21 protein-coding genes are annotated in these 22620 nt (G+C 34.1%); 9 read left to right on the top strand and 12 right to left on the bottom strand.

Annotated elements, in window-relative coordinates:
- Window positions 1-2: 2 nt before the first annotated feature.
- The 3 genes from HNV08_RS03050 to metG form a co-directional block, all read right to left on the bottom strand.
- On the bottom strand, window positions 3-1439 hold the full coding sequence (locus HNV08_RS03050; protein ID WP_173279661.1) for a hypothetical protein: 1437 nt from the start codon (window positions 1437-1439) through the stop codon (window positions 3-5).
- A gap of 61 nt (window positions 1440-1500) precedes the next feature.
- A complete protein-coding gene (locus HNV08_RS03055) occupies window positions 1501-1872 on the bottom strand; it encodes a hypothetical protein (RefSeq protein ID WP_173279662.1) in 372 nt (123 codons plus the stop codon).
- Window positions 1872-3932, bottom strand: coding sequence for a methionine--tRNA ligase (gene metG / locus HNV08_RS03060; RefSeq protein WP_173279663.1), 2061 nt, complete (start codon window positions 3930-3932; stop codon window positions 1872-1874). Before metG ends, HNV08_RS03055 begins: the two co-directional genes overlap by 1 nt.
- Before the next feature lie 148 nt (window positions 3933-4080).
- Here metG and HNV08_RS03065 point away from each other — a divergent pair, with 148 nt between their 5' ends.
- Entirely contained in the window at window positions 4081-4677 is a 597-nt protein-coding gene (locus HNV08_RS03065) for a hypothetical protein (RefSeq protein WP_173279664.1), read from the top strand.
- Between the two features lie 55 nt (window positions 4678-4732).
- On the opposite strand, the gene HNV08_RS03070 is transcribed toward HNV08_RS03065, so the two are convergent.
- Together HNV08_RS03070 and HNV08_RS03075 are read right to left on the bottom strand one after the other, a co-directional pair.
- Entirely contained in the window at window positions 4733-6301 is a 1569-nt protein-coding gene (locus HNV08_RS03070) for a DUF1501 domain-containing protein (protein ID WP_241697167.1), read from the bottom strand.
- Between the two features lie 48 nt (window positions 6302-6349).
- Window positions 6350-7807, bottom strand: coding sequence for a DUF1800 domain-containing protein (locus HNV08_RS03075; protein WP_173279666.1), 1458 nt, complete (start codon window positions 7805-7807; stop codon window positions 6350-6352).
- 242 nt (window positions 7808-8049) lie between these two features.
- Here HNV08_RS03075 and HNV08_RS03080 point away from each other — a divergent pair, with 242 nt between their 5' ends.
- Window positions 8050-9015: a S66 peptidase family protein gene (locus HNV08_RS03080; RefSeq protein WP_241697168.1), complete on the top strand. Its 966-nt coding sequence runs from the start codon at window positions 8050-8052 to the stop codon at window positions 9013-9015.
- Between the two features lie 57 nt (window positions 9016-9072).
- Window positions 9073-9432 carry a YraN family protein gene (locus HNV08_RS03085; protein WP_173279668.1) on the top strand — a complete coding sequence of 120 codons (360 nt, stop codon included), beginning with the start codon at window positions 9073-9075 and terminating at the stop codon, window positions 9430-9432.
- A gap of 30 nt (window positions 9433-9462) precedes the next feature.
- Here HNV08_RS03085 and nadD read toward each other — a convergent pair whose 3' ends face one another.
- From nadD to HNV08_RS03100, 3 genes are read right to left on the bottom strand one after another with little or no spacing between them, the layout of a single operon-like run.
- Window positions 9463-10041 carry a nicotinate (nicotinamide) nucleotide adenylyltransferase gene (gene nadD / locus HNV08_RS03090; RefSeq protein ID WP_173279669.1) on the bottom strand — a complete coding sequence of 193 codons (579 nt, stop codon included), beginning with the start codon at window positions 10039-10041 and terminating at the stop codon, window positions 9463-9465.
- A 1-nt stretch (window position 10042) separates the two neighbouring features.
- Window positions 10043-10633 carry a guanylate kinase gene (gene gmk, locus HNV08_RS03095; protein WP_173279670.1) on the bottom strand — a complete coding sequence of 197 codons (591 nt, stop codon included), beginning with the start codon at window positions 10631-10633 and terminating at the stop codon, window positions 10043-10045.
- 39 nt (window positions 10634-10672) lie between these two features.
- Entirely contained in the window at window positions 10673-11530 is an 858-nt protein-coding gene (locus HNV08_RS03100; protein ID WP_173279671.1) for a YicC/YloC family endoribonuclease, read from the bottom strand.
- Between the two features lie 128 nt (window positions 11531-11658).
- Between HNV08_RS03100 and HNV08_RS03105 the strand changes: the two genes are divergently transcribed.
- Window positions 11659-12144, top strand: a complete 486-nt coding sequence (locus HNV08_RS03105) for an acyl-CoA thioesterase (RefSeq protein WP_173279672.1) — start codon at window positions 11659-11661, stop codon at window positions 12142-12144.
- A 134-nt stretch (window positions 12145-12278) separates the two neighbouring features.
- Here the strand turns inward: HNV08_RS03105 and HNV08_RS03110 are convergent, their stop codons facing one another.
- Both HNV08_RS03110 and HNV08_RS03115 read right to left on the bottom strand, forming a co-directional pair.
- Entirely contained in the window at window positions 12279-13172 is an 894-nt protein-coding gene (locus tag HNV08_RS03110) for a DMT family transporter (RefSeq protein ID WP_173279673.1), read from the bottom strand.
- Window positions 13162-13518 (bottom strand): arsenate reductase family protein, encoded by a 357-nt coding sequence (locus tag HNV08_RS03115; RefSeq protein ID WP_173279674.1) that lies wholly within the window; start codon window positions 13516-13518, stop codon window positions 13162-13164. The genes HNV08_RS03110 and HNV08_RS03115 overlap by 11 nt, the downstream gene beginning before the upstream one ends.
- 82 nt (window positions 13519-13600) lie before the next feature.
- Between HNV08_RS03115 and HNV08_RS03120 the strand changes: the two genes are divergently transcribed.
- Entirely contained in the window at window positions 13601-14845 is a 1245-nt protein-coding gene (locus HNV08_RS03120; RefSeq protein WP_173279675.1) for a cation:proton antiporter, read from the top strand.
- Here HNV08_RS03120 and HNV08_RS03125 read toward each other — a convergent pair whose 3' ends face one another.
- Window positions 14846-15565, bottom strand: a complete 720-nt coding sequence (locus tag HNV08_RS03125) for a DUF3298 and DUF4163 domain-containing protein (protein ID WP_173279676.1) — start codon at window positions 15563-15565, stop codon at window positions 14846-14848.
- Between the two features lie 117 nt (window positions 15566-15682).
- Here HNV08_RS03125 and HNV08_RS03130 point away from each other — a divergent pair, with 117 nt between their 5' ends.
- Window positions 15683-16822, top strand: a complete 1140-nt coding sequence (locus HNV08_RS03130) for a cystathionine gamma-synthase (protein ID WP_173279677.1) — start codon at window positions 15683-15685, stop codon at window positions 16820-16822.
- Window positions 16823-16898: 76 nt separating this feature from the next.
- Here the strand turns inward: HNV08_RS03130 and HNV08_RS03135 are convergent, their stop codons facing one another.
- Entirely contained in the window at window positions 16899-17714 is an 816-nt protein-coding gene (locus HNV08_RS03135; RefSeq protein ID WP_173279678.1) for a THC0290_0291 family protein, read from the bottom strand.
- Window positions 17715-18016: 302 nt separating this feature from the next.
- Here HNV08_RS03135 and gdhA point away from each other — a divergent pair, with 302 nt between their 5' ends.
- The 3 genes from gdhA (at window position 18017) to recO (ending at window position 22600) form a co-directional block, all read left to right on the top strand.
- Window positions 18017-19360 (top strand): NADP-specific glutamate dehydrogenase, encoded by a 1344-nt coding sequence (gdhA, locus tag HNV08_RS03140; protein ID WP_173279679.1) that lies wholly within the window; start codon window positions 18017-18019, stop codon window positions 19358-19360.
- A 126-nt stretch (window positions 19361-19486) separates the two neighbouring features.
- Entirely contained in the window at window positions 19487-21877 is a 2391-nt protein-coding gene (gene porZ / locus HNV08_RS03145) for a type IX secretion system anionic LPS delivery protein PorZ (protein ID WP_173279680.1), read from the top strand.
- A 3-nt stretch (window positions 21878-21880) separates the two neighbouring features.
- Window positions 21881-22600 carry a DNA repair protein RecO gene (gene recO, locus HNV08_RS03150; protein WP_173279681.1) on the top strand — a complete coding sequence of 240 codons (720 nt, stop codon included), beginning with the start codon at window positions 21881-21883 and terminating at the stop codon, window positions 22598-22600.
- The last annotated feature ends 20 nt before the right edge of the window (window positions 22601-22620 follow it).

Here is a 22620-nt window from a genome sequence, read left to right on the forward strand (position 1 = left end):
AATTAAAAAGTAAGGTATTTGTAAATCTTTGAATCTTCATCAAAATAACCAAGTACATATGAGCCGTTGGCTTTAAAAATAGATTTAAAGGCGAAGCTTGTCTTCGGTTTACTTTCTATATAGGCATTGATAATATCAAAGTGGTTTTTAGGTATTGTACCAGAAATACTCGTCAAGTCGTTATTAAATAAACATTCTATTCGCGTAGATTTTGTTTTCGTGTAAGTTAAAAAATTAGTGGTTAATAGTGAGGTAGAAATGCCTACCATAATACCACCAAGTGCACCACCATACAACATCATAAAAGCAGATGTGGTCATGGTTTCGCTACTACCTAAGGTCACTACATAGTTCCCATTGTTTTTGTAAACGCTTAAACCTGCGTTAGAATTGGATACTTTTTTTAAAAACTGTTTGGTCTTATCGAGTTCTCGATAACTCTGAAAATCTCCACCTTCTAAAATAATAGGAGTATTTTTAAACGCAATGGAGTCCTTATCTGAAATAACTATGCGTTTTAATAAAGCCTTAGAATTGATATCAAAAACCGAAAAATCGAGTGTTTCTTTAGCGACATATATAGTGTACAAACGACTGTCTAAAATAAAGGAATTTGATTTTATACTATGGTCTTTTTTATCAAATGACGGTTTAGGAAAACGATGATACGCAGTATCTTTTGTGTCTAAATCTATAGTAATAAGTGTGGTTGATATGGCATCAACATCATTGGTTAAAATGAGTTGGTCTCCATCTAAATACAGTTTGTTTTTTTGAATAACTTGCTCTAAAGAAGTTGGCTCACCATGATGTATTAAAGAGACATCTGGTAACTCATATCCACCATCTAAAATTCTATTTAAGTCCGTTTTAAAACCGTTATAGGTTTTTAATTCTATGTGCGAAAAATCAAAAGTGTCTTCCGAATGTTCCTCGTGATTGTGAAGCTTATATAACTTTAATTTTGAAGATCGTTTTACGGTAGAAAGTAAGTAAATAGTCGATTTGTATTCAAATGTGCCTAATAAGGTTTCAGATTTTAAAGGGATATTTAATTTATTTGAAAACTGAAATCCCGAAGTCTCAAAATTTAAGGTTAAGGCACTAAATTTGGTACCATAATCATTCTGAAAAAATAGCGTGTATGCGTCGCCATGTATTGAAGTGCCAAAATAATTGTGTTTGTATTTTGGAAGCACTTCTGTTCTAAAGGTATTTTTTAAAACACCTTCTTGGTTATACTTATGCGCAACGATAAATGTTGTATATCTAAAAAACACAACGAGTTCGTTTGTTTCAGGATTAATGACCTGAATCACTTGCCGCAATGTTTTATCATGAGATTGCTCATGGGTATCAATGTGAAACCATTCGGTTTGCGCATTTAAAGATGGAACACTAATACTTACGAATAACAAAAACAGGAAGATGAATCTCATCGCTTTTCTATGGGTTTTGAAACCATGAAATTTAACGATTAAATAGAAAGGAAACAAATGCTTATTGACCAAAATAATTTCTAAGCATCATTTCATATGAAGCGTATTTATTAGAAATTTCTTTTATCTGTTCTAAGGCTTGTTCTATTTTATGTCGCTCATGATACGCTGATGCTGAACCTCCAGAAATTAAACCAACAACTAAAGTTAGTAATCCAGATTTTGTTTCAATAGCATCTAAATTTAAACTGGGAATGGTTTTGATGTAATTGAGTATAAAGTCGTCATCAATGTTCTCAAACAGATAAGCTTTTATCTCCTCGTTATATTGAGCAAAAGCCTCAATCTCTGGCATATTACCTTTAGTTCTAATAAGGCGCTCTGCCTGAGCCTGTAAATCTATAACTTGTCTTAATATGGAAGGTTTAGACATTAACTAATCTGCAATCCGTTAGAAACGTTTTGAGTATCAGGATTCACAAATACCAAATTACCACCTTCGTCTTCAGTCATTAAAATCATACCTTGACTTTCAACACCACGTAAAGCTCTTGGTGCTAAGTTCACTAAAACGGTAACACGTCTTCCAACAACGTCTTCTGGTTTAAAGCTTTCTGCAATACCAGAAACAATAGTACGTGTATCAATACCTGTATCTACTTTTAAAACTAAAAGCTTTTTGGTTTTAGGCATTTTTTCGGCTTCGAGAATAGTACCAACACGTAAGTCTAATTTGGTAAAATCTTCAAAGGTAATTTCTTCTTTTTGTGGTTCTGTTACCTTATTTGCTGCTTCGTTGGCTTTTTTACTGGCTTCTAGTTTTTCTAGTTGCGCTTCTATGGTTTTGTCTTCAATTTTAGAGAATAATAATTCGCCTTTATTGATTTTATGATTCGCAGGAATTAGGATGTCTTTAATTGAAATATCGTCCCATTGAGATTCTGAATCTAGTTCAGAATGACAAAGAATTGATTTTAGTTTGTTAGACGTAAACGGTAAAAACGGTTCAGATAACACCGCTAAAGCAGATGCGATTTGCAAGGCAACAAACATCACGGTTTTAGTGCGCGCTTCGTCTGTTTTAATGGTTTTCCAAGGTTCTTCGTCTGCTAAATATTTGTTTCCTAGTCGTGCTAAATTCATTAATTCTTGGCTCGCTTCTCTAAAGCGGTAACGCTCAATAGAACTAGAAATAACAGCAGGATACGCTTTTACAGCAGCCAAAGTTTCTTCGTCTATTGTAGAATACTCCGAAGGTTCTGGGATAACACCTTCGTAATATTTGTTAGTTAAAACGACAACACGGTTTATAAAATTTCCGAATATAGCCACCAATTCATTATTGTTTCTGGCTTGGAAATCTTTCCATGTAAAATCATTATCCTTAGATTCTGGTGCATTAGCGGTTAAAGCATAACGCAACACATCTTGTTGATTCGGAAAATCTATTAAATACTCTGGTAACCAAACGGCCCAGTTTTTAGAGGTAGACAATTTTTTGCCTTCTAAATTTAAAAATTCGTTAGCAGGTACATTATCTGGTAAAATATAAGAACCTTCGGCTTTTAACATGGATGGGAAAATAATACAGTGAAATACAATATTATCTTTTCCAATGAAATGTACGAGTTTTGTGTTGTCGTCTTTCCAGTAATCTTCCCAATTTTTGCCTTCGCGTGCAGCCCATTCTTTAGTAGAAGAGATGTAACCAATTGGTGCATCAAACCAAACGTAAAGCACTTTACCTTCGCCACCTTCTACAGGTACCGGAATTCCCCAATCTAAATCTCTTGTTACTGCTCTTGGTCTTAAACCATCATCTACCCAAGATTTTACTTGTCCGTAAACATTAGGTTTCCAGTCTTTTTTATGACCTTTTAAAATCCATTCGCGTAAAAACGCTTCGTGTTTATTAAGTGGTAAAAACCAGTGTTTTGTTTCTTTTAAAGTTGGTACATTACCTGTTATGGCAGATTTAGGGTTAATTAAATCTGTTGCATTTAGGCTTGTGCCACAGTTTTCGCACTGATCACCATAAGCTTCTTCATTGCCACATTTTGGGCATGTACCAGTTACAAAACGATCGGCTAAAAACTGGTTCGCTTCCGCATCGTAAAGTTGCTCAGTTACTTCTTCTACAAATTCATTTTTGTCGTAAAGGGTTTTAAAAAACTCTTGAGCCGTATCATGATGAATTTTTGCAGATGTGCGCGAGTAATTATCAAAAGTGATACCAAAATCCTCAAAAGATTGCTTAATGATGGCATGATATTTATCTACGATGTCCTGTGGTGTAACCCCTTCTTTTTTTGCTTTTATGGTAATAGGTACACCATGCTCATCACTACCACAAATAAAGGCAACATCATTACCTGTTAAACGCATATAACGTGCATAAATATCTGCTGGTACATAAACACCTGCTAAATGGCCAATATGTATTGGGCCGTTTGTATAAGGGAGTGCTGCTGTGATGGTATATCTTTTTGACATGGTCTTACTTTTTTAAAGCACAAAAGTAAACATTTTGTAGTGTGATTTATAATGAATTGTTGAAACGATTTGTCGAAAAAAACTGAAATCATTTTGTAGTATTATGAATTATGTTAAATTTACGTGCTTAACCTATAAATCATTAAAAATGAAAATCTTAAAACAAATTATTTTAGTGTTTACCCTTAGTGCAATGTCTTTTTCTTGCGGAAGTGATGACGATGGTGGCAGCTCTAATAGCAATGGCGTATTAATCTATGGAGATACGGAATATCAGCTAAAGGCTGGAATAATTGAAGATTATGGAGAATACTATGATGGTCTTTATAATTTTGATATCTCTTTAGCTACTTCAGAGATTATAGAATCTGATGGAGTACCAGTTCCTGAAGATAATATATTCTCTGGTGTTTATTTTGAATTATTTACAAGTAATTCATCTGATTTAGCAGAAGGGACGTATGCTTTTGGTGATAATGTAGAAGTAAATAGTTATACGTATGCAAATTTATTTATTGATAGCTCAATAGAAAATAATAACGCTATTTCAATCAATTCAGGTACGTTTACGGTATTAGAAAATGGTTCAACGTACGAGTTTTCATTCCAAGGAACGTCATCTGACGGAACGTCTTTCTCTGGAAGTTACACAGGTTCTTTACAATCATATGATTATACAGATGAATTTGATAGACCAGCAACAACGTCAAGTGTTAAAACTAGCGGAAGAGCGTTTAGAAAATAATAGGTCATTAATAATAACCTATAAAAGAGGCTACTTATTTTAAGTGGCCTTTTTTTTATCTAATTAAGAACGACTTACTGTAATGCTGGTTTCCAACTGAGATTTTATAAATATACTGACCAATACTCAATTTTTTACCTATAGATTGTTTTATACTAATGCTATTTTCTCCAGCAAAGAGCATGGCATTTTTAAGTGTACCTATGTCTCTACCCATAAGGTCATATAGTTTTATAACGGTATGTTGCGTATAAGGGTTGGTAATTTTTATGATAGAATCGGTATCTGTGTATAACACATAGTGTTTAAATCGGTCACGATTAAAATCATCTAAACTTAACGCATCACAACTAAAGCCAAGATCTACTCTGGCATGGGTCGTATTGAGTAGTGCTTCATCAACCAAACCACTTTCTATACACAGCCAATTTTCTAATATACTCGCATATACTTCTCTAAAATCTTGAGTAAAGTCTAAATTGCCTTCGCCATCTCCAACGGTTAAATCAGGATGTGTCCCTACAAAACCATTACCTTCTATAGCTGGTCCAAACAAAAATAATGGTGCTGCTTTGCCATGATCTGTCCCATTCGATCCATTTTCATAAATACGACGGCCAAATTCACTGATGCTCATGGACAATACCTTATCGTCAAAACCACCTTGGGCTAAATCATCGTAAAATAATTTAACAGAATTTGATAGATCTTGTAATAAAGTGCTGTGGTCTGCTAGTTGATTGGCATGCGTGTCAAAACCACCTAAGGTTACCATATACACTTTAGTGCCCAAATTTCCTTTGATTAACCTAGCTACAATAGATAATTGTTGGCCAAGCTCTGAGTCCATATAGGCTACAGTATTAGATCCGGCAGAATAGGCATCGTGTATTGTGCCAGCATATTGGTAGGTGGTATTTGTGGTACCTCTCATAAACTCTAATTGTTCACCGTAAATACAATCCGGAAAACTGGTCATATCATGTACAGTACCACTTTGTGCAATGGTTTCTAATTGGTTAGGATTTGCTACAGAAAACGCATAGTTGTTAGAACTACCATCAAATATTAAATTTCCTATACTACCAATTTGAACAGCAGCAGGAACGGCTGGAGGATTTAATAAATATTCAGGATATATCTCTTCAAAATGCCGTCCTAACCATCCCGAATTTACAGTATTAGTGGGATCTGCAGACGCCCAAATATCAGAGCCTGCAAAATGCGACTGATTGTGGTTCTCATATCCCACGCCATGCACCACCTTCATCGCGCCATTATCCCATAAATTCACTAAATCGGTCATAAAATTTGGGATGCCAAAATCTGGAGTTAAAGCCGTAACATCACTAAGGTTATGCTTTATGGTTGGTCTGTTAAAGGCATAGGTGTCATAATCATATATGGGAACAATAGTATTAAGACCATCATTGCCACCTTTGAGCCTAATAATGACAAGAATTCTATCCGATTCTGAGTTGCTTATGGCCGAGGCAAGCTTTGTGGAAGAAGATGCAGAAAGCGGCATGCCTCCTAACATTATGGTTCCTGCACCAGATAACCCTAAGGCTTGTAAGAAAGAGCGTCGGTTCCATTTTTTGTGCTCCATGTCATGAGCATTCATTCCCGATTTAGTTTTAGTTTTGGATTGGTCATTGCACATAATAAGGGCTTATTTAAGTTGAAATTCAGGAATTTTTATAAGATGAATAAGTAAAAGCACAACTTGAAATGGTACAGAATCCCATTGTAAATTCCAGATTTGATTTTCGTAATAATTTTCAGGAAGGTCATGTTTAAATACGTCTGTGGCCGTTTGGTAATCTTCGATTGAAAATAATTCTAAAGGCATAAAGCGATCAATGATTGTTTTGGTAACAACATAAGGATCATTACTGTTGTCAGAACAATCTATGGCAAAGGTTCTTAATTCTTCATTATAAGTGTTCCAAGTATGCCAGATAAACCATTGTAATATTTCCCAACGACCACCTAAAGTACTAGAGTTAATCCAATCTTTATCGCCTTGCCAACCTGCAACATCAACAGGCTCAAACATAATCTGTCCAAGTATGCCATTAAAATAAATCATGGCCTCATAAAAATCTTGTGCTAAACTAAAATTAGTCACCTTGAGATATGAAACCGTCATATCATAAGGGCTTTTTATTTGAATGCCAATGGTTTTTTGATCGAAAAAATGTTGACTTTTAAAAAGCGTTCTTAAGATGTTTTCGATATTAAAATCTAAAACAAATTGATTTGCCATGGCAGTAATGATAGCTTCATTTACCGTTGGACTCACAAAGTATGTGTATAGTTTTTTGCAAATATGTTGCGCAATAAGTGGTGCTTTTTCTTGAAAAAGTAGGTCTATAACATCATCATAACCCCAATTACCTGTTTGACCAAAAATGGTTTTATCGGTATCATTAAATGTACTAGCGTCAAAATATATAGGGTAAGTCCAATTTACTCTGTGATTATAGCCAGTTAAAGCTTTCGACGTTTCTACAATATCATTTTGTGTATACCCATTATCTACACCAAGGGTAAAGAGTTCATAGAGTTCTCTGGCATAATTTTCATTTGGACTAAAGCTGGTATTTTCTACACCATTTAGAAAAACAAGCATAGCACTAGTTTTACCTATAGCTCTTACAAAATCTTGAAAATTTCCAAGTGCATGGATTTCTAAGGTGTTAAAATATTCGTAGAGATGATTGCTTACATAATAATCTTCTAAGCGCGTAACAAAATGGTTACTCCAAAACATGATTAACCGACTCTTTAAACCCACAGTTTGCATTTGATTGACAAGAGCGATCATCAGTTCGGCTTGATTGGCTTGGGTTTGTTCATCAAAATCTAAACCTAAGTTATTATAGTCGTCATTAGTGAATTCTGCCCAAGATGGTGTTGGCCAATGAGGTGCATTTAAAGATGCATTTATAAGCTGATCGATTAAAATATCTGGTGCTAAGGTTAGTGCATTTGCTATAGTTGCTTTATTGGCATCATAGCCAATACGTCTATATGCGTGTCTTACACGTTCTTCATTCCAAGGGTTTTCTGTTGACGGAATGTAGGGTTGTAACGTTGACGTAATACATGATGTAAAAACAGCCATATGATTTAGATTTTAAATAGTTCCCTTTTAATAAATTAACTGAAAAGGTATAAAAATATTGAGAAACCCTTTGTTTATTTACGTTAAATAATTGAATTATAGATGTTTTTGGTTAAAATTTTAATAAAAAATCATTTTAGTTAGAGGTCATCTTTTTCCTTTTTATATTTACAAAAACTCTATTTATGATTTTTAAAAAGTACGTTTTATGTCTAATGTGTATCGTTATTACAACAATGCATATGGATTTAAGTGCCCAAAATGAATCCGATAATTCTATAAAAATGACTTCAAAATTAATACAACCACCATATTTAAAAGCAGGTGATACCGTGGCTATTGTGGCACCTTCAGGGATATTAAAAAATAGAGAGCGCGAAGTACAACAAGCTTTAGATCTACTTAAAAGTTGGGGTTTACACGCCATTGTGGGTAAGCATGTATTTAGTAAGTCTAATCATTTTGCAGGTACAGACGATGAACGTTGTGAAGATCTACAAAACGCTATGGACGACCCAAAAATTAGTGCCATTTGGTGTGCAAGAGGTGGTTACGGAACTGTTAGAATTTTAGATAAATTAAATTATACAGCGTTTAAGAAAAAGCCAAAATGGATTATAGGCTATTCAGATATTACAGCATTGCATAACCAAATACATAATGAAGGATTTCAGTCCTTACACGCTTTAATGTGCGTGAGTTTAACTAAAGATCTAAATGATGTAAAAACGGCTGTTTCTACTTTTAAATCAGCAATTTTTGGTCAACCTGAAGATTATACTTTAGAGGCTTCTCAATATAATAGGGAAGGCGAAACTTCTGGCGAATTAATTGGTGGGAATTTAACCATGTTGCACACCATGTTGGGTTCTGATACAAGCTTAGATACTTCTGGAAAAATCCTCTTTATTGAAGAAATTGGTGAATACAAGTATCATATAGACAGAATGTTGCAAAGTATGAAACGTGCTGGATATTTTGATAATTTAAATGGGTTAGTAGTTGGTGATATGTCTAGAATGCGAAAAAACACCACACTTTGGGGAACGTCGGTTGAGCAGCTCATTTTAGACGCTTTGGCAGATTATGATTTTCCTATTACGTTTAATATGCCAGCAGGACATGAGAAAGATAATCGTGCGTTGGTTCTAGGCAAAGTTGTAGACCTAAAGGTTGATAAAAGTGGAAGTAAATTAGCATATAAATAGCGTTTATGCTAGTGATTAGTGCCTGTAGCGGACGTACTAATTACACAAGATTACATTATGGCAGATCATAACGAACTTGGTAAATTAGGAGAACAATTAGCCACAGATTATCTTATTAAAAAAGGCTATGAAATTGTGGCTAGAAATTATGTGTTTCAAAAAGCTGAAATTGATATCATTGCCAAGCACAATAATTTTATGATTTGTGTTGAGGTGAAGGCTAGAAATTCTGATTTTTTTGGTGATCCACAAGAGTTTGTAACACCGCGTAAAATAAAACACTTGGTAAAAGCTATGGATGAATTTATTACAAGTAATGATATAGAATTAGAAACCCGTTTTGATATAATTGCAGTCTTAAAAAATAAAACAACCGAGCAACTGACGCATTACGAAAATGCTTTTTATCATTTTTAATTCCTGACAAAGCAGAAATCTCTTTACGCTTTACCTATAAAAATTCATTTCATCAATAAATTGCCAGACGTTTTCAGACAACAAAGGCCGAATATTTTTGCCATCTTTGATTTCATTTCTAATAAAAGTTGAAGATATTTCCATAATAGGTGCATCTACTTTTATAATCTTAGGGTGCGTATGAAACTGTGTGTCAATTTGCCCTTCTGATATTCTAGGATATACATATATGTTGTGATTTTCTAAAATGAGTTCATAGTTTTTCCACTTATGAAAACCCTTTAAATTGTCCTCACCCATAATTAAGGAGAAATCATGGTCTGGATATTTTTCTAACAAATATGTAAGCGTATCAATGGTGTAATTAGGTTGTTTTAAACCAAACTCAATAGCACTGGGTTTTAGCTTGTCGTACGTTTGAGTGGCTTGATATACCATTTCTAAACGATGATAATTATCGAGCAGGCTACTTTTCTTTTTAAACGGACTTAAAGGTGTTACTACAAACCAAATTTGATCCAAATCACTATGTTCGGCTAAATGATTCGCAATTGTTAAATGACCAACGTGTATAGGATTAAACGTGCCAAAATATAAACCTATTTTCATGCTATTTTGCTATAAATTCTGAGACTAATTTATAGGCGTTTTCTAACGCTTCATCTAAATTAGAGTTGATTACAATGTCGTCAAAAAGTGGTGCAGTTGCCAATTCTGCAGGAGCTTTTGCGACACGCATGCTAATTTTATCTTCACTTTCCTCACCGCGTTCTTTAAGTCGTCTTACGAGCTCATTTAAATCTGGTGGTTTTACAAAAATGGCAATGGTCTGTTCTGGAAACTTTCGTTTTATTCGCAAACCGCCAGAAACATCAATATCAAAAATAACATGTTTGCCTTTTGCCCAAATGCGTTCAATTTCACTTTTAAGTGTGCCATAAAAGTTATCTCTATAAACTTCTTCCCATTCTAAGAACTCATCATTCTTAATGCGGTTTTTAAATTCCGAGAGCGATAAATAATAATAATCTTTACCGTCTGTTTCATTGCCACGTTTATCGCGCGAGGTAGCCGATATCGAAAACTCTAAGTTTAATTCTTTTTGCTGCAATAAATGACGAACAATTGTAGTTTTACCAGAACCAGATGGTGCTGAAAACACAATAAGCTTACCTTGTATTTCGTTTTTAATTTCTGACACTTTTCTTTGATTTACTAATGTTTTTGATTGTGAATTCCATTAAAGGACATTTAACATTTGTTCCTTAATTTTTTCGAGTTCATCTTTCATCTGTACTACTAACTTTTGCATAGGAGCGTAGTTAGATTTAGATCCTATAGTATTGATTTCTCTTCCAATTTCTTGTGAGATAAAACCTAACTTTTTCCCGTTAGAATCGTCTGAATTTAAAGTTTGAAGAAAATACTCTAAGTGATTATCTAATCTTACTTTTTCTTCGGTAATATCAAATTTTTCTATGTAGTAAACCAATTCTTGTTCAAAACGGTTTTCGTCAACTTTTTCTTTTATATCTGAAATACCTTTTTCTAGCCTTGCTCTTACACCATCTATTCGATCAGGATCCATGGTAATCACCTCGCTTAATAAACGTTTTAAAGTTGCAATTCTATCAATAAAATCTTGCTTTAAAGTTTCACCTTCGTCTTTTCGGTAGCCAACAATTTTTGTAATAGCATCACCAATAGAGTTGGCAATTAAAGACCACTCTTCTTCATCTATATCGTCGCGCTCTGTAGTGACAGCATCCGGAAGTCTAATCGCCATTTTTAGTAACTCTGTAGCGTCACCATCAACAACATCTTTGAGTTGTTTTATGTATTCTTTTACGACGGTTTTGTTGATTTTAGAACTGGTGTCTTCACCTGTAATTTCTACAAATAATGAAAAGTCTACTTTGCCACGTCCTAGGTGTTTTGAAATAAGTTTTCTTATCTCTAATTCCTTGGCTCTATACATGGATGGCATGCGCGCATTCAAGTCTAAACTTTTACTATTTAAAGATTTTAATTCTATAGAAACTTTTTTTGTTGGGAGCTGTAAAACAGATTTCCCATAACCTGTCATCGATTGTATCATTAGGATTTTTACTATTGAAGTTGTGCAAAGGTACAAAATAGAACTGTTTTTAACCGAATTAAAATTAATGGCAACTCTTGCGCTCGCCTTGGATACTTTCTTAACTTTGTTTCGCAAAAATTTAAGTTATGAAGACCTACAAAAAACAGTTTGAAATTAGATGGAGTGATGTAGATGCGAATGGACATCTGGCCAATTCTGCTTATACTAATTTTATGAGCCACGCTCGAATGTCTTTTTTTTCTGATCAAGGCTTTTCTATGCCAGAAATTATGAAACATAATGTTGGTCCTGTGGTGTTTTATGAGCATATGTATTATTTTAAAGAGTCTTTTCTCGGTACGCCAATTACAGTAACTATTGAAGTATCTGGTTTAAGTGAAGATGGTATGTTGTTTATGTTTGAACATAATTTTTACAACCATAAAGGCGAAAATTTAGCCTATTGCGAAATGCAAGGTGGTTGGATAGACTTAAAAGCAAGAAAATTAACGGGCTTACCAAAACCATTATTAGACTTGGCTCATACATTTCCAAAATCAGACAGCTTTAAAGTGCTTACAAAAGAAGATACACGTAAGCATGGCGTAAGACCAAAACCGATGGCATTGTAAATAGTATAACAGGTATAATTCTTGCGCTTTTTTGTTTAAACTAAAAATAGTGTTTAAAAAGGTTGAAGTGCATTTTGCGTAATAGGTGTTACAACCTTTTTGGGCGAGATAGTGTTTGTGTTTGTAAAAACAAACTAATCTGCTTTTTTAGATTTAAGCGAAACTAAATAGACACCAGAAAAAATTAGAAGCATCGCTATGATTTTTAAGGTATCCATACGATCTGCTCCCATGACTAATGCAAATAAACCTGCAATCACAGGTTGTAAATAAATAAAAACACCAACGGTTGAAGCTTTCAACTTATTTAACGCAATAGGATTAAGTAAGTAAGTACCAAAAGTTGCACCAACCACAACAAAGGCAATAGAGAAATATATATGTGGCGAAAACGTGTCCCAAGGTATGGCTTTAAATTCGGTGTAACCAAAAGGCAAGACCATAAAAAAGCCAAAAAGGAATAACCATTTTATAAATGTAAAGGGATGGTATTTTTTAGTTAATTGCTTAATTAAAATGACATATATACTATAGAAAATAGCATTTAAGAATATAAAAGTATTGCCTAAAACAACATTGTCGCCAACTCTATCTGAATCTCCAAAAAGCGTTAAGACTAAAGCGCCAGAGAACGCAATAGTGATACCAACAATTTTTAAAATGGTCACTTTTTCTTTTAAAACAAAAGACGATAAAATTAAAATAATAACAGGTGTAATGGTTGTTATTGCTGCAGCATGTATTGGTGTTGTAAGTTCTACACCTTTTAGAAAAAACAGCATATTAATGCACACACCAAAAAGTGCTGCGATAAAAAACTTAAAATAATCACCGCGTTCTATTTTTTCTTTTGGCAACCATATACTAATTAACCAAAATAAAATAGCTGCTCCACCAACTCTTAAAATAGTTAAAGCAAAAGGCGGAACAAAATTGCCATTCATTACAATTTTTGCATAGGTATAGTTTAGTCCATATAACACTTGAACCATAATCAATGCAAAAAGCGCAAAACCTCTACTTTGCATGGATAGCGGTTTTAGCAGATGCTACAGTCTTTTTAGAATTGCCTATAAATATCTGGTCGTTAAAAACAATAACAGGGCGTTTTAAAAACGTGTAATGTTCTAAAATGTAGTTTTTATAATCGTTTTCTGAAAGTGATTTATCTTTTAAACCCAATTCTTTATAAAGTCGTGCACGTTTACTAAATAAATTCTCATAGCTATCTGTAAGCGCTCGCATGGCTTCAATGTGTTGCTCAGTAATAGGTTTGGTTTTAATATCCTGTAACTCAAACCCTTCTGGTAACTCTAGCTCATTAATGATTCTAGTACACGTATTACAAGTGCTTAAATAATATATTTTTTTCATATCAGAAATCTATATAATTTTGAGATTGCAAAGTAACCGTATTTAAAGGGGATTTTAAGTACATTTAAGAAAAATATATTTTATGGATTACTATTCTATTGCCACTGTTTTAATTGTGTTATCGGCAATCTTCGGCTATTTAAATGTGAAGTTTTTAAAACTTCCAATTACCATTGGTTTAATGATAATAACTATTGTGTTTACAGTGGTTTTAGTAGGTATTGCACAGTTTGATGATACACTACTCATTAAAGAACGCGAATTTATAGCGTTAATAGATTTTGAAACCGTATTACTAGATATTATGCTGAGTTTTCTATTATTTGCTGGTGCTTTGCATACTAATTTTAACCAGTTAAAAGTGCAACGTTGGCCCATCATGGCATTTGCCACCTTAGGGGTTTTAGTCTCTACCTTTTTAGTGGGTATTACGATGTTTTACGTTCTAAAAATGATGAGTTTAGAGGTCAATTTTATCTATTGTTTATTGTTTGGTGCTTTAATTTCGCCAACAGACCCTATTGCGGTTTTAGGGATATTGAAAAAAGCTGGCGCACCTAAAAAATTAGAAACCAAAATTGTAGGCGAATCATTATTTAATGATGGTGTAGGTGTGGTTGTCTTTTTAACCATTTTTGCCATTGCTGCTAAACCAGATGCAGCGATTGAGTTTTCGGATATAGCTACACTTTTTGGACAAGAAGTTATTGGTGGCATTGCTTTAGGTCTTTTATTAGGTTGGGTTACGTATCGCTTAATGAAATCTATTGATAATTACGAAATTGAAGTTATTTTAACGCTAGCCACAGTAATGGGAGGCACCATGTTAGCACAACAGTTTCATTTGTCAGCACCTTTAGCCATGGTTACAGCTGGCCTTATTGTAGGTAATGATACGGTTAGAGATACTGCAATGTCTGAAACCACTGAAGCTTATGTCGATAAATTTTGGGAGCTAGTGGATGTTTTATTAAATACTATTTTATTTGTTATGATCGGTATGGAAATGCTGGTGTTAACCTTAGAAGGTAAATTTATTTATGCAGGTTTATTGGCAATTCCAATTATCTTAATGTGTCGTTATATTTCTTTGTTTTTGCCTATTAAATTCTTTGAAAAACGATTAGATTTTGTGCCAAAAACCAATTTAATAATGACTTGGGGCGGATTGCGAGGCGGAATCTCAATTGCACTAGCATTAAGCTTAACGGCCGAGATGCACAGAGAATTATTTTTAGTTATTACCTATGTGGTCGTTGTGGTCTCTATTGTAGGACAAGGTTTAACCGTTGGCCCAATTATAAAACGATTAACACGCGTTAAATAGTTATTTAATCCTTAAATACGAATCTACAGCTTCAAATGGAATGACAAATTCAAAATAACCTTGGTCGTAAGACACAACGTCGTAAGGATTATAAAGTAAAACGAGTCCATCGTCGCTGTAGCCTATGTTTTCTGGTAATTGAAATGGTTTTCCAAAGAAGAAATCGTCCATGTTTAGAGTAGTATCTTTTAATTCGGATGCCTTTTTAAAATGGATTTGAGCAAGGGATTTAAGATCGTTTTTATTTTCGATAAAGTCATCAAGGGTTAAAATAGTTCCTGTTTTAGCATCTAAGTTCAAAAACTTAATTTGGTCGTTACCATGTGCACCACCTTTAAATTCGTATGTGCTAATTACAATAGTTAACACAGCTTCGGATTGATATACCAGTTCCGTCTCTACGTCTAATTCCCAAACAGGCTCAGAAGCTTCATCAAAGTTCTTTTTAAACTCAAGAAACTCGTTATTAAAGTCTTTAAAAAGTGTGTTAAGGTCGCTTTTAGTGTCAGCTATGCTTAACGTTTCTACAATAGCATTTTCAATATTTTGATTAATGGTTGTACTGCGTTGGTCTTTACCTTCGGCTTTGCTAAACGTAGCGGTTATTTCAGCATCAAACGATTCGTTAAGAGAAATTGTTTCAAACGTGGCTGGTTTAACGTCTTCAGAACACGAGGTTAAAACAATAATAAAAAAGAATAAAGTGAGCATACGTTTCATAATAAATGAGGCTTATGATTTAGAAACAATAAAGGTATTATTTAGATTTAAGTTAGAACGAATAATCCATTAAATTTGTTGTGATTTTAATTCGAAATTTCAAATACCTGATTAATTATGAAATTCAATACAAAAACCATTCATGGTGGCCAAAAACCAGATGCGGCTTATGGTGCCATAATGCCACCTATTTATCAGACATCGACATTTGCTCAGTCTACACCAGGTGGTCATAAAGGCTATGAATACGCACGTTCGGCGAACCCAACACGTCATGCCTTAGAAGAAGCTTTTGCTAGTATTGAAAACGGAAAATTTGGTTTGGCTTTTGGTTCTGGTTTAGCAGCCATAGATGCCGTTTTAAAATTACTAAAACCAGGAGATGAGGTACTGTCTACTAATGATTTGTATAGTGGCACGTATCGCTTATTTACTAAAATTTATGAAGACTTCGGAATAAAATTTAATTTCATTGGTATGCAAAATGCCAATCATATTGAAGATTACATTACGGATAGTACCAAACTGATTTGGGTAGAAACACCAACCAACCCAATGATGCATATTATAGATATAGTGACCACTGCTAATATTGCTAAAAAGCATAAGGTGCTTTTCGCTGTAGATAACACATTTGCTACGCCATATTTACAACAGCCTTTAGATTTGGGTGCAGATATTGTAATGCACTCTGCAACTAAATATCTAGGCGGTCATAGTGATTTAGTAATGGGAGCTTTAGTTGTAAAGGATAAGGAATTGGCAGAGCGTTTGTATTTTATTCAGAATGCAAGTGGTGCTATTTGTGGTCCTCAAGATGCCTTTTTGGCCTTAAGGGGAATAAAAACGTTACACGTAAGAATGCAAAGACATTGTGAAAACGGTAGAGCTGTGGCAGAATATTTAGACAATCATCCAAAAATTGAAAAGGTATATTGGCCTGGATTTAAGCATCATCCTAATCATGCTATAGCCAAAACACAAATGAGAGATTTTGGTGGCATGGTGTCCTTTACAACAAAAGGGAATAATTACGAGGCGTCTATAAAAATTGTAGAAAACTTAAAAATATTTACACTAGCCGAATCGCTTGGAGGTGTAGAGTCTTTAGCGGGTCATCCGGCAAGTATGACGCACGCTAGTATTCCTAAAAAAGACCGAGAAAAAATAGGTGTAGTAGATTCTTTAATACGCTTAAGTGTTGGGATAGAAGATGAAGCGGATTTAATTGCCGATTTAAAACAAGCCATTGGGTAAGTGGCTAGAAAAAATTAGATACAAAAAAAGACCAAGTCAGAAGATTTGGTCTTTTTTGTATGTTGTATTTTGTTTTTTAATCTAAGTAATAAATGTAACCAAAGTTGAGCCAAACCATCCAATCATTGGCTTTGTTAGATTCTAATTGGTGATTTAAACCATCCGTCCAATCACTAAAAAAGTATTGAAATCTAAGATCTATCATAAAATCAGACAATACCGAAAGTTTATAGCGTGTTCCTACACTGCTAACAATAGACCAAGTAGAACCACTCATATCATCTACAGAACCAGGTTCCCAACCAGAATAAAAGTTGTTAGGGTCATCTGGGTTGCCAATATCATTTGGGTTTAATGGGTCAGAACTTACATAATCGGTATAGGTTTCAGGACGATAAGACACATAGTGCGCACCTAAACTTGCAAAAGGTGCAAATTTGTATATTCCAGCTGAAAAAGCTCTAATACTTCTAGGGAAAAACTCAAGTTGCATTCCAATATCCCAGTTTTGAGACTCTCCTGTATGACCTCTTAAACGCTCTGCGTTTTCAGAATCCTTATCAGGATCTACCCATTCGCCAAAATGTTCTAACGTTGTATTGTTCCAAGCTATTTCACTTCGTAATTTAAAATGATCGTTAAAATATTTGTCTGTTGTATAACAGTTACAATCTGCTCTATAAGAGAAGTTGATGTAGTGTACAAGACCTATACCAATACCGGAATTACCAACATTTGTTTCAAAATCAGACCTAACACCAAAATCAGATTGGTAGATCACAGGGCCCGCAATAACACCGATTTCATGAGAGAAGCCTAGTTGCGAAAAGCTAAGTTGCATTGACAATAGTAATGCAAGAGGGATGAATATTTTTTTTACGTTTAGTATCATGTAAATCTTAAAATTGAAATCCTAACAGCGCAAATATATAAAATATCGACGAACTACCAAATAAAACGGATAAAATGCATAAAATATTATTTTTTAGTAAGAATATTATTCCATCACATTAAAAAAGAAATTGAGAATAATAAAAAAAAAGACACTTATTTTTATAGATAACGTATATTTGCAAGCAAAATATGTAAATACAATAATTAATCTTTAAAAAATTGAGTATTGTATAATTCTATTAATAAACTACTGGTTATATAAGCCAACAAATTAAACATTAAATGTAACAAATTGTTAGTATGAAACAAAAGATTGAAGCTTTTTTAGATTTAGTAAAACAACGTAATGGCCATGAGCCTGAGTTTTTACAAGCGGTTAGGGAAGTTGCGGAAACCGTAATTCCTTATATAGCAAAGCATGATATTTATAGTGGAAAGAATATTCTTTTGAGAATGGTTGAGCCAGAACGATTAATTTCGTTTAGAGTAAGTTGGGTAGATGATTCTGGAGAAATCCAAGTAAATAGAGGTTATAGAATTCAAATGAATTCCGCAATTGGCCCATATAAAGGCGGTCTGCGTTTTCATCCAACTGTAAATGCCAGTATTTTAAAATTTTTAGCCTTTGAACAAGTGTTTAAAAACTCCTTAACAACGTTACCAATGGGTGGTGGTAAAGGAGGGTCTGATTTTGATCCTAAAGGAAAGTCAGACAATGAAATTATGCGTTTTTGCCATGCTTTTATGTCTGAGTTATTTAGACATATTGGTCATAATACAGATGTGCCTGCTGGTGATATTGGTGTTGGTGCTCGTGAAATTGGTTTTATGTTCGGAATGTATAAGAAATTAAAGAATTCGTTTACTGGTGTTTTAACTGGTAAAGGGGCATCTTGGGGTGGTTCTTTAATTAGACCAGAAGCAACAGGTTACGGAAACGTCTATTTTGCGCAAAATATGCTACAACGAAAAGGGGATTCATTTGATGGGAAAACCGTAGTAATTTCTGGTTCTGGTAACGTGGCGCAATTTGCGGCGGAAAAAGCCATAGAACTTGGCGCTAAAGTAGTGACCTTATCAGATTCTGGTGGATTTATCTACGATAAAGATGGTATTAGCACAGAGAAATTGGAGTATGTGATGTACTTAAAAAATGAAAAGCGTGGTAGAATCAGTGAATACGTAGAGAAATATCCTAACGCAGAATATACAGCTGGTAAAAGACCTTGGTCAGTGAAGTGTGATATTGCCTTGCCATGTGCCACTCAAAATGAGTTAAATGGTGAAGAAGCGAAGCAATTAATTGAAAATGGCTGTATGTGCATCTCAGAAGGGGCAAATATGCCATCTACTCCAGAGGCCGTTCATGAGTTTCAAAAAGCTAAAATATTATTTGCACCTGGTAAAGCCTCTAATGCAGGTGGTGTAGCAACATCTGGTTTAGAAATGAGCCAGAATTCATTGCGTTTAAGTTGGACAAGAAAAGAGGTGGATTCTAAATTAAAGGATATTATGGAAGATATTCATGATTCTTGTGTAGAATACGGTAAAAATGAAGATGGCTCTATAGATTACATCAAAGGTGCTAATATTGCTGGCTTTGTTAAAGTCGCAGATGCCATGTTAGCGCAAGGTATTGTTTAAATACACCTATATTTTATATATTTAAGCTTCTATGATTTTCATAGAAGCTTTTTTTTATGACATAATATATGATATGCATCAAATTTCCGTTACTATTAAATATCTTTGACCAAATTTAATTATTGAATGCGTAAAATCATTTTTAACGTTTTTGTACTGCTCTTTAGTTTCTCAACGGCATGTTATAGTCAAGATTTTGAGGCATTATGGCAAGGGCATTTCTCCTATAATAGTATTATTGATGTTGTCAGTGGTGAAGATAAAATATTTGCAGCTGGTGAAAATGCCGTTTTTGAATACAATACATTAACCAATGAGATAAATACCATTACCACTGTAGATGGCCTTTCGGGTGAATCTATAACAACCATTTATTACAGTGAAGCGTATCAATACCTCATCATTGGGTACGAAACAGGTTTAATTGAACTGTATACTGAAAATGATGACGATGCGGTACTTACTATTGTTGATATTTTAGAAAAGCAAAATATTACGCCTGCAAACAAACGTATTAATCACTTTTATGAGCACAATGGCTTAATTTACATTTCTACAGATTATGGGGTTTCTATCTATGATTTACAAGGTCTAGAATTTGGCGATACTTACTTTTTAGGTAATGGCGGTGCTCAGATTACGGTGAACCAAGTGGCTATTGCTAATGATGAAATATTTGTAGCCTGTTTAGATGAAAATGGCATCAAAAAAGCAGCATTAAGTAATCCAAACTTAATCGATTTTCAACAATGGGAAACCGTCATTACAGGAAATTATTATTACATAAGTACATTAGATAACAGCGTGTATTCGGTAAGATCTAATGGTGCGGTTTATGAAATCGATGGTACTATAGTTAATACCTTATTTACCTTGCCCACCTTACCTGTAGATACTGATGTGGCAGCATCGCATTTAATGTTTTCAATGCCTAATAGTAGTGTGGTTTATGATATCAATCTTCAATTGGTCAATACATTTCAACCCAATGCCGTTTTTAATACCAGTTTTACAGCGACCACCATTGTAGATGATGAGGTGTTTATAGGTACTGAGGATTTTGGTGTGCTGAAAACCGGGCTTCATACCGCAAGTATATATACGGAAATAAAACCCAATGGCCCATTGTATAATAATGTCTTTAGAATCAATTCTGATGCCCAAGCTGTTTGGGTCACTTTTGGTGATTATTCGGCCTCTATTAACCCTTTTCCGTTGCGAAGTAGAGGTCTCAGCTATTTAAGAAATGAGGCGTGGGTAAGTATCCCTTACGATAGTCTTTTTCAAGCTAAAAACTTATCCGAGATTTCTGTAAATCCATTTAATACAAGCCAAGTATTTATAAGTGCGGTGCATACAGGTTTAATTGAGTTAAATAACTTTGAGCCTACAGATTTGTACGACCATACCAATAGTGGTTTAGAATCGCTGTTTGCACCTACTGATCCTACAGCAATAAGCGTTAGAATTACAGATACTCAATTTGATCGTGATGGCCTCCTTTGGACCGTTTCGAGCAGAATAGACAGTCCATTAAAATCGTATAACCCATCAACAGGGAATTGGCAAAGCTATAGTTTTACCAGTTTAATTGAAGATGGTTTTGATGATGAAGACGGTTTTTTTGAAGTAGAAATAGATAATAATGGTACCAAATGGATTGGCTCTTATGACAATGGCTTAATCGCTTTTAATGAAAGCGTTTCTAATAACCCTTTACGCAATATCAATACGGCTGCGCAAAATGTTCAACCCTTTACGCGTTTTATTAGTTTAGCTATAGATAATAACAATCAGCTTTGGGTTGGTACCACTAACGGTTTAAGAGTGCTGTATAACACCTCTGGGTTTTATGACGATCCCAATCCTACCCTTAGCCAAGTGATTATATTAGAAGATGGTATTGCAAAAGAACTACTAGAAAGCCAAATTATTACAGATATTGAAGTCGATGGTTCTAACAACAAATGGATTAGTACAGTAGATTCTGGTGTGTTTTATTTTACACCAGACGGCCAAACAACCGTGTATCATTTTACTAAAGATAATTCGCCTTTGCCATCAAACACCGTAAATGATGTGTCTATTGATGAAAATAATGGTATTGTTTATATCGCAACAGATAAAGGCTTGTTAGGCTTTAAAGCAGGAGGAACTAAAGTACAAGAGACTTTAGAAGATGCCTATGTGTATCCTAACCCAGTACGACCAGAATATAATATTCTAGGTCTTAACGATCTCACTGATATTAATAAAGGCATCAAAGTTAGTGGACTCACCGATAGCGTTAATATAAAAATTACGGATATTGAAGGAAACTTAGTCGCAGAAGCACAGTCTAATATTAATCTGAGGTCGTCTAACAATAGCTACAATTTTGCAATTGATGGCGGAACAGCCATTTGGAATGGTAAAAACATGGCCAATTCTGTAGTACGCACAGGTGTTTATTTAATATTAATTTCAGATTTAGAATCGTTTGAAACCAAAGTTCTAAAAGTCTTAATTGTGAGATAAATCATGCTTTCAAAAAATAACAGCATCGTACTTTCCAAATTAAAATATAGAGAGTATGATCTTATTGTAAAGTGTTATACACAACAAAGAGGTGTGGTGTCGTATTTGTTAAAAGGTGTGCTTAAATCTAAAAAAGGCTTGTCTAAAACGGTGTATTACCAAGCCTTATCGCAATTGCAAATAGAAGAATCGTACAAACCCAATCAATCCTTGCATTATATACGTGAAGTCAAATTTAATTACGTCTACACAAGCTTACATACCAACATTTTTAAAAGTGCCATTGTTTTATTTTTAGCTGAAATTTTGTCTAATGTGCTAAAGGAAGAAGAAAAGAATGAAGATTTATTCGATTTTATTATCGCAGCACTTCAATATTTAGACAACGAAGATCAGTTTGCTAACTTTCATTTGTTGTTTCTTTTAAAATTAACACGTTACCTTGGATTTCAACCCGAAAATTTAAAAAATGATTACCCTTATTTTAATTTAGAAAGTGGCATTTTTGAAGCTCAGAATAACGGTATTTATTCAATTTCTGGTTCAAATTTAACACTGTTAAAACAGCTCTTGGGCACAAATTTTGATGCTTTACATACCATAAAAATTAATGCTGCACAAAGACAAGAGTTTTTGAATATGCTGTTGTATTATTTTGAATTACATTTGGGTAGTTTTAGAAAACCAAAATCATTACAAGTTTTAACGGACGTATTTCATTAAGCTGTTGTCAATAACGATTA

The sequence above is a fragment of the Winogradskyella eckloniae genome (assembly GCF_013249045.1).
GTDB classification, from domain to species: Bacteria; Bacteroidota; Bacteroidia; order Flavobacteriales; family Flavobacteriaceae; genus Winogradskyella; species Winogradskyella eckloniae.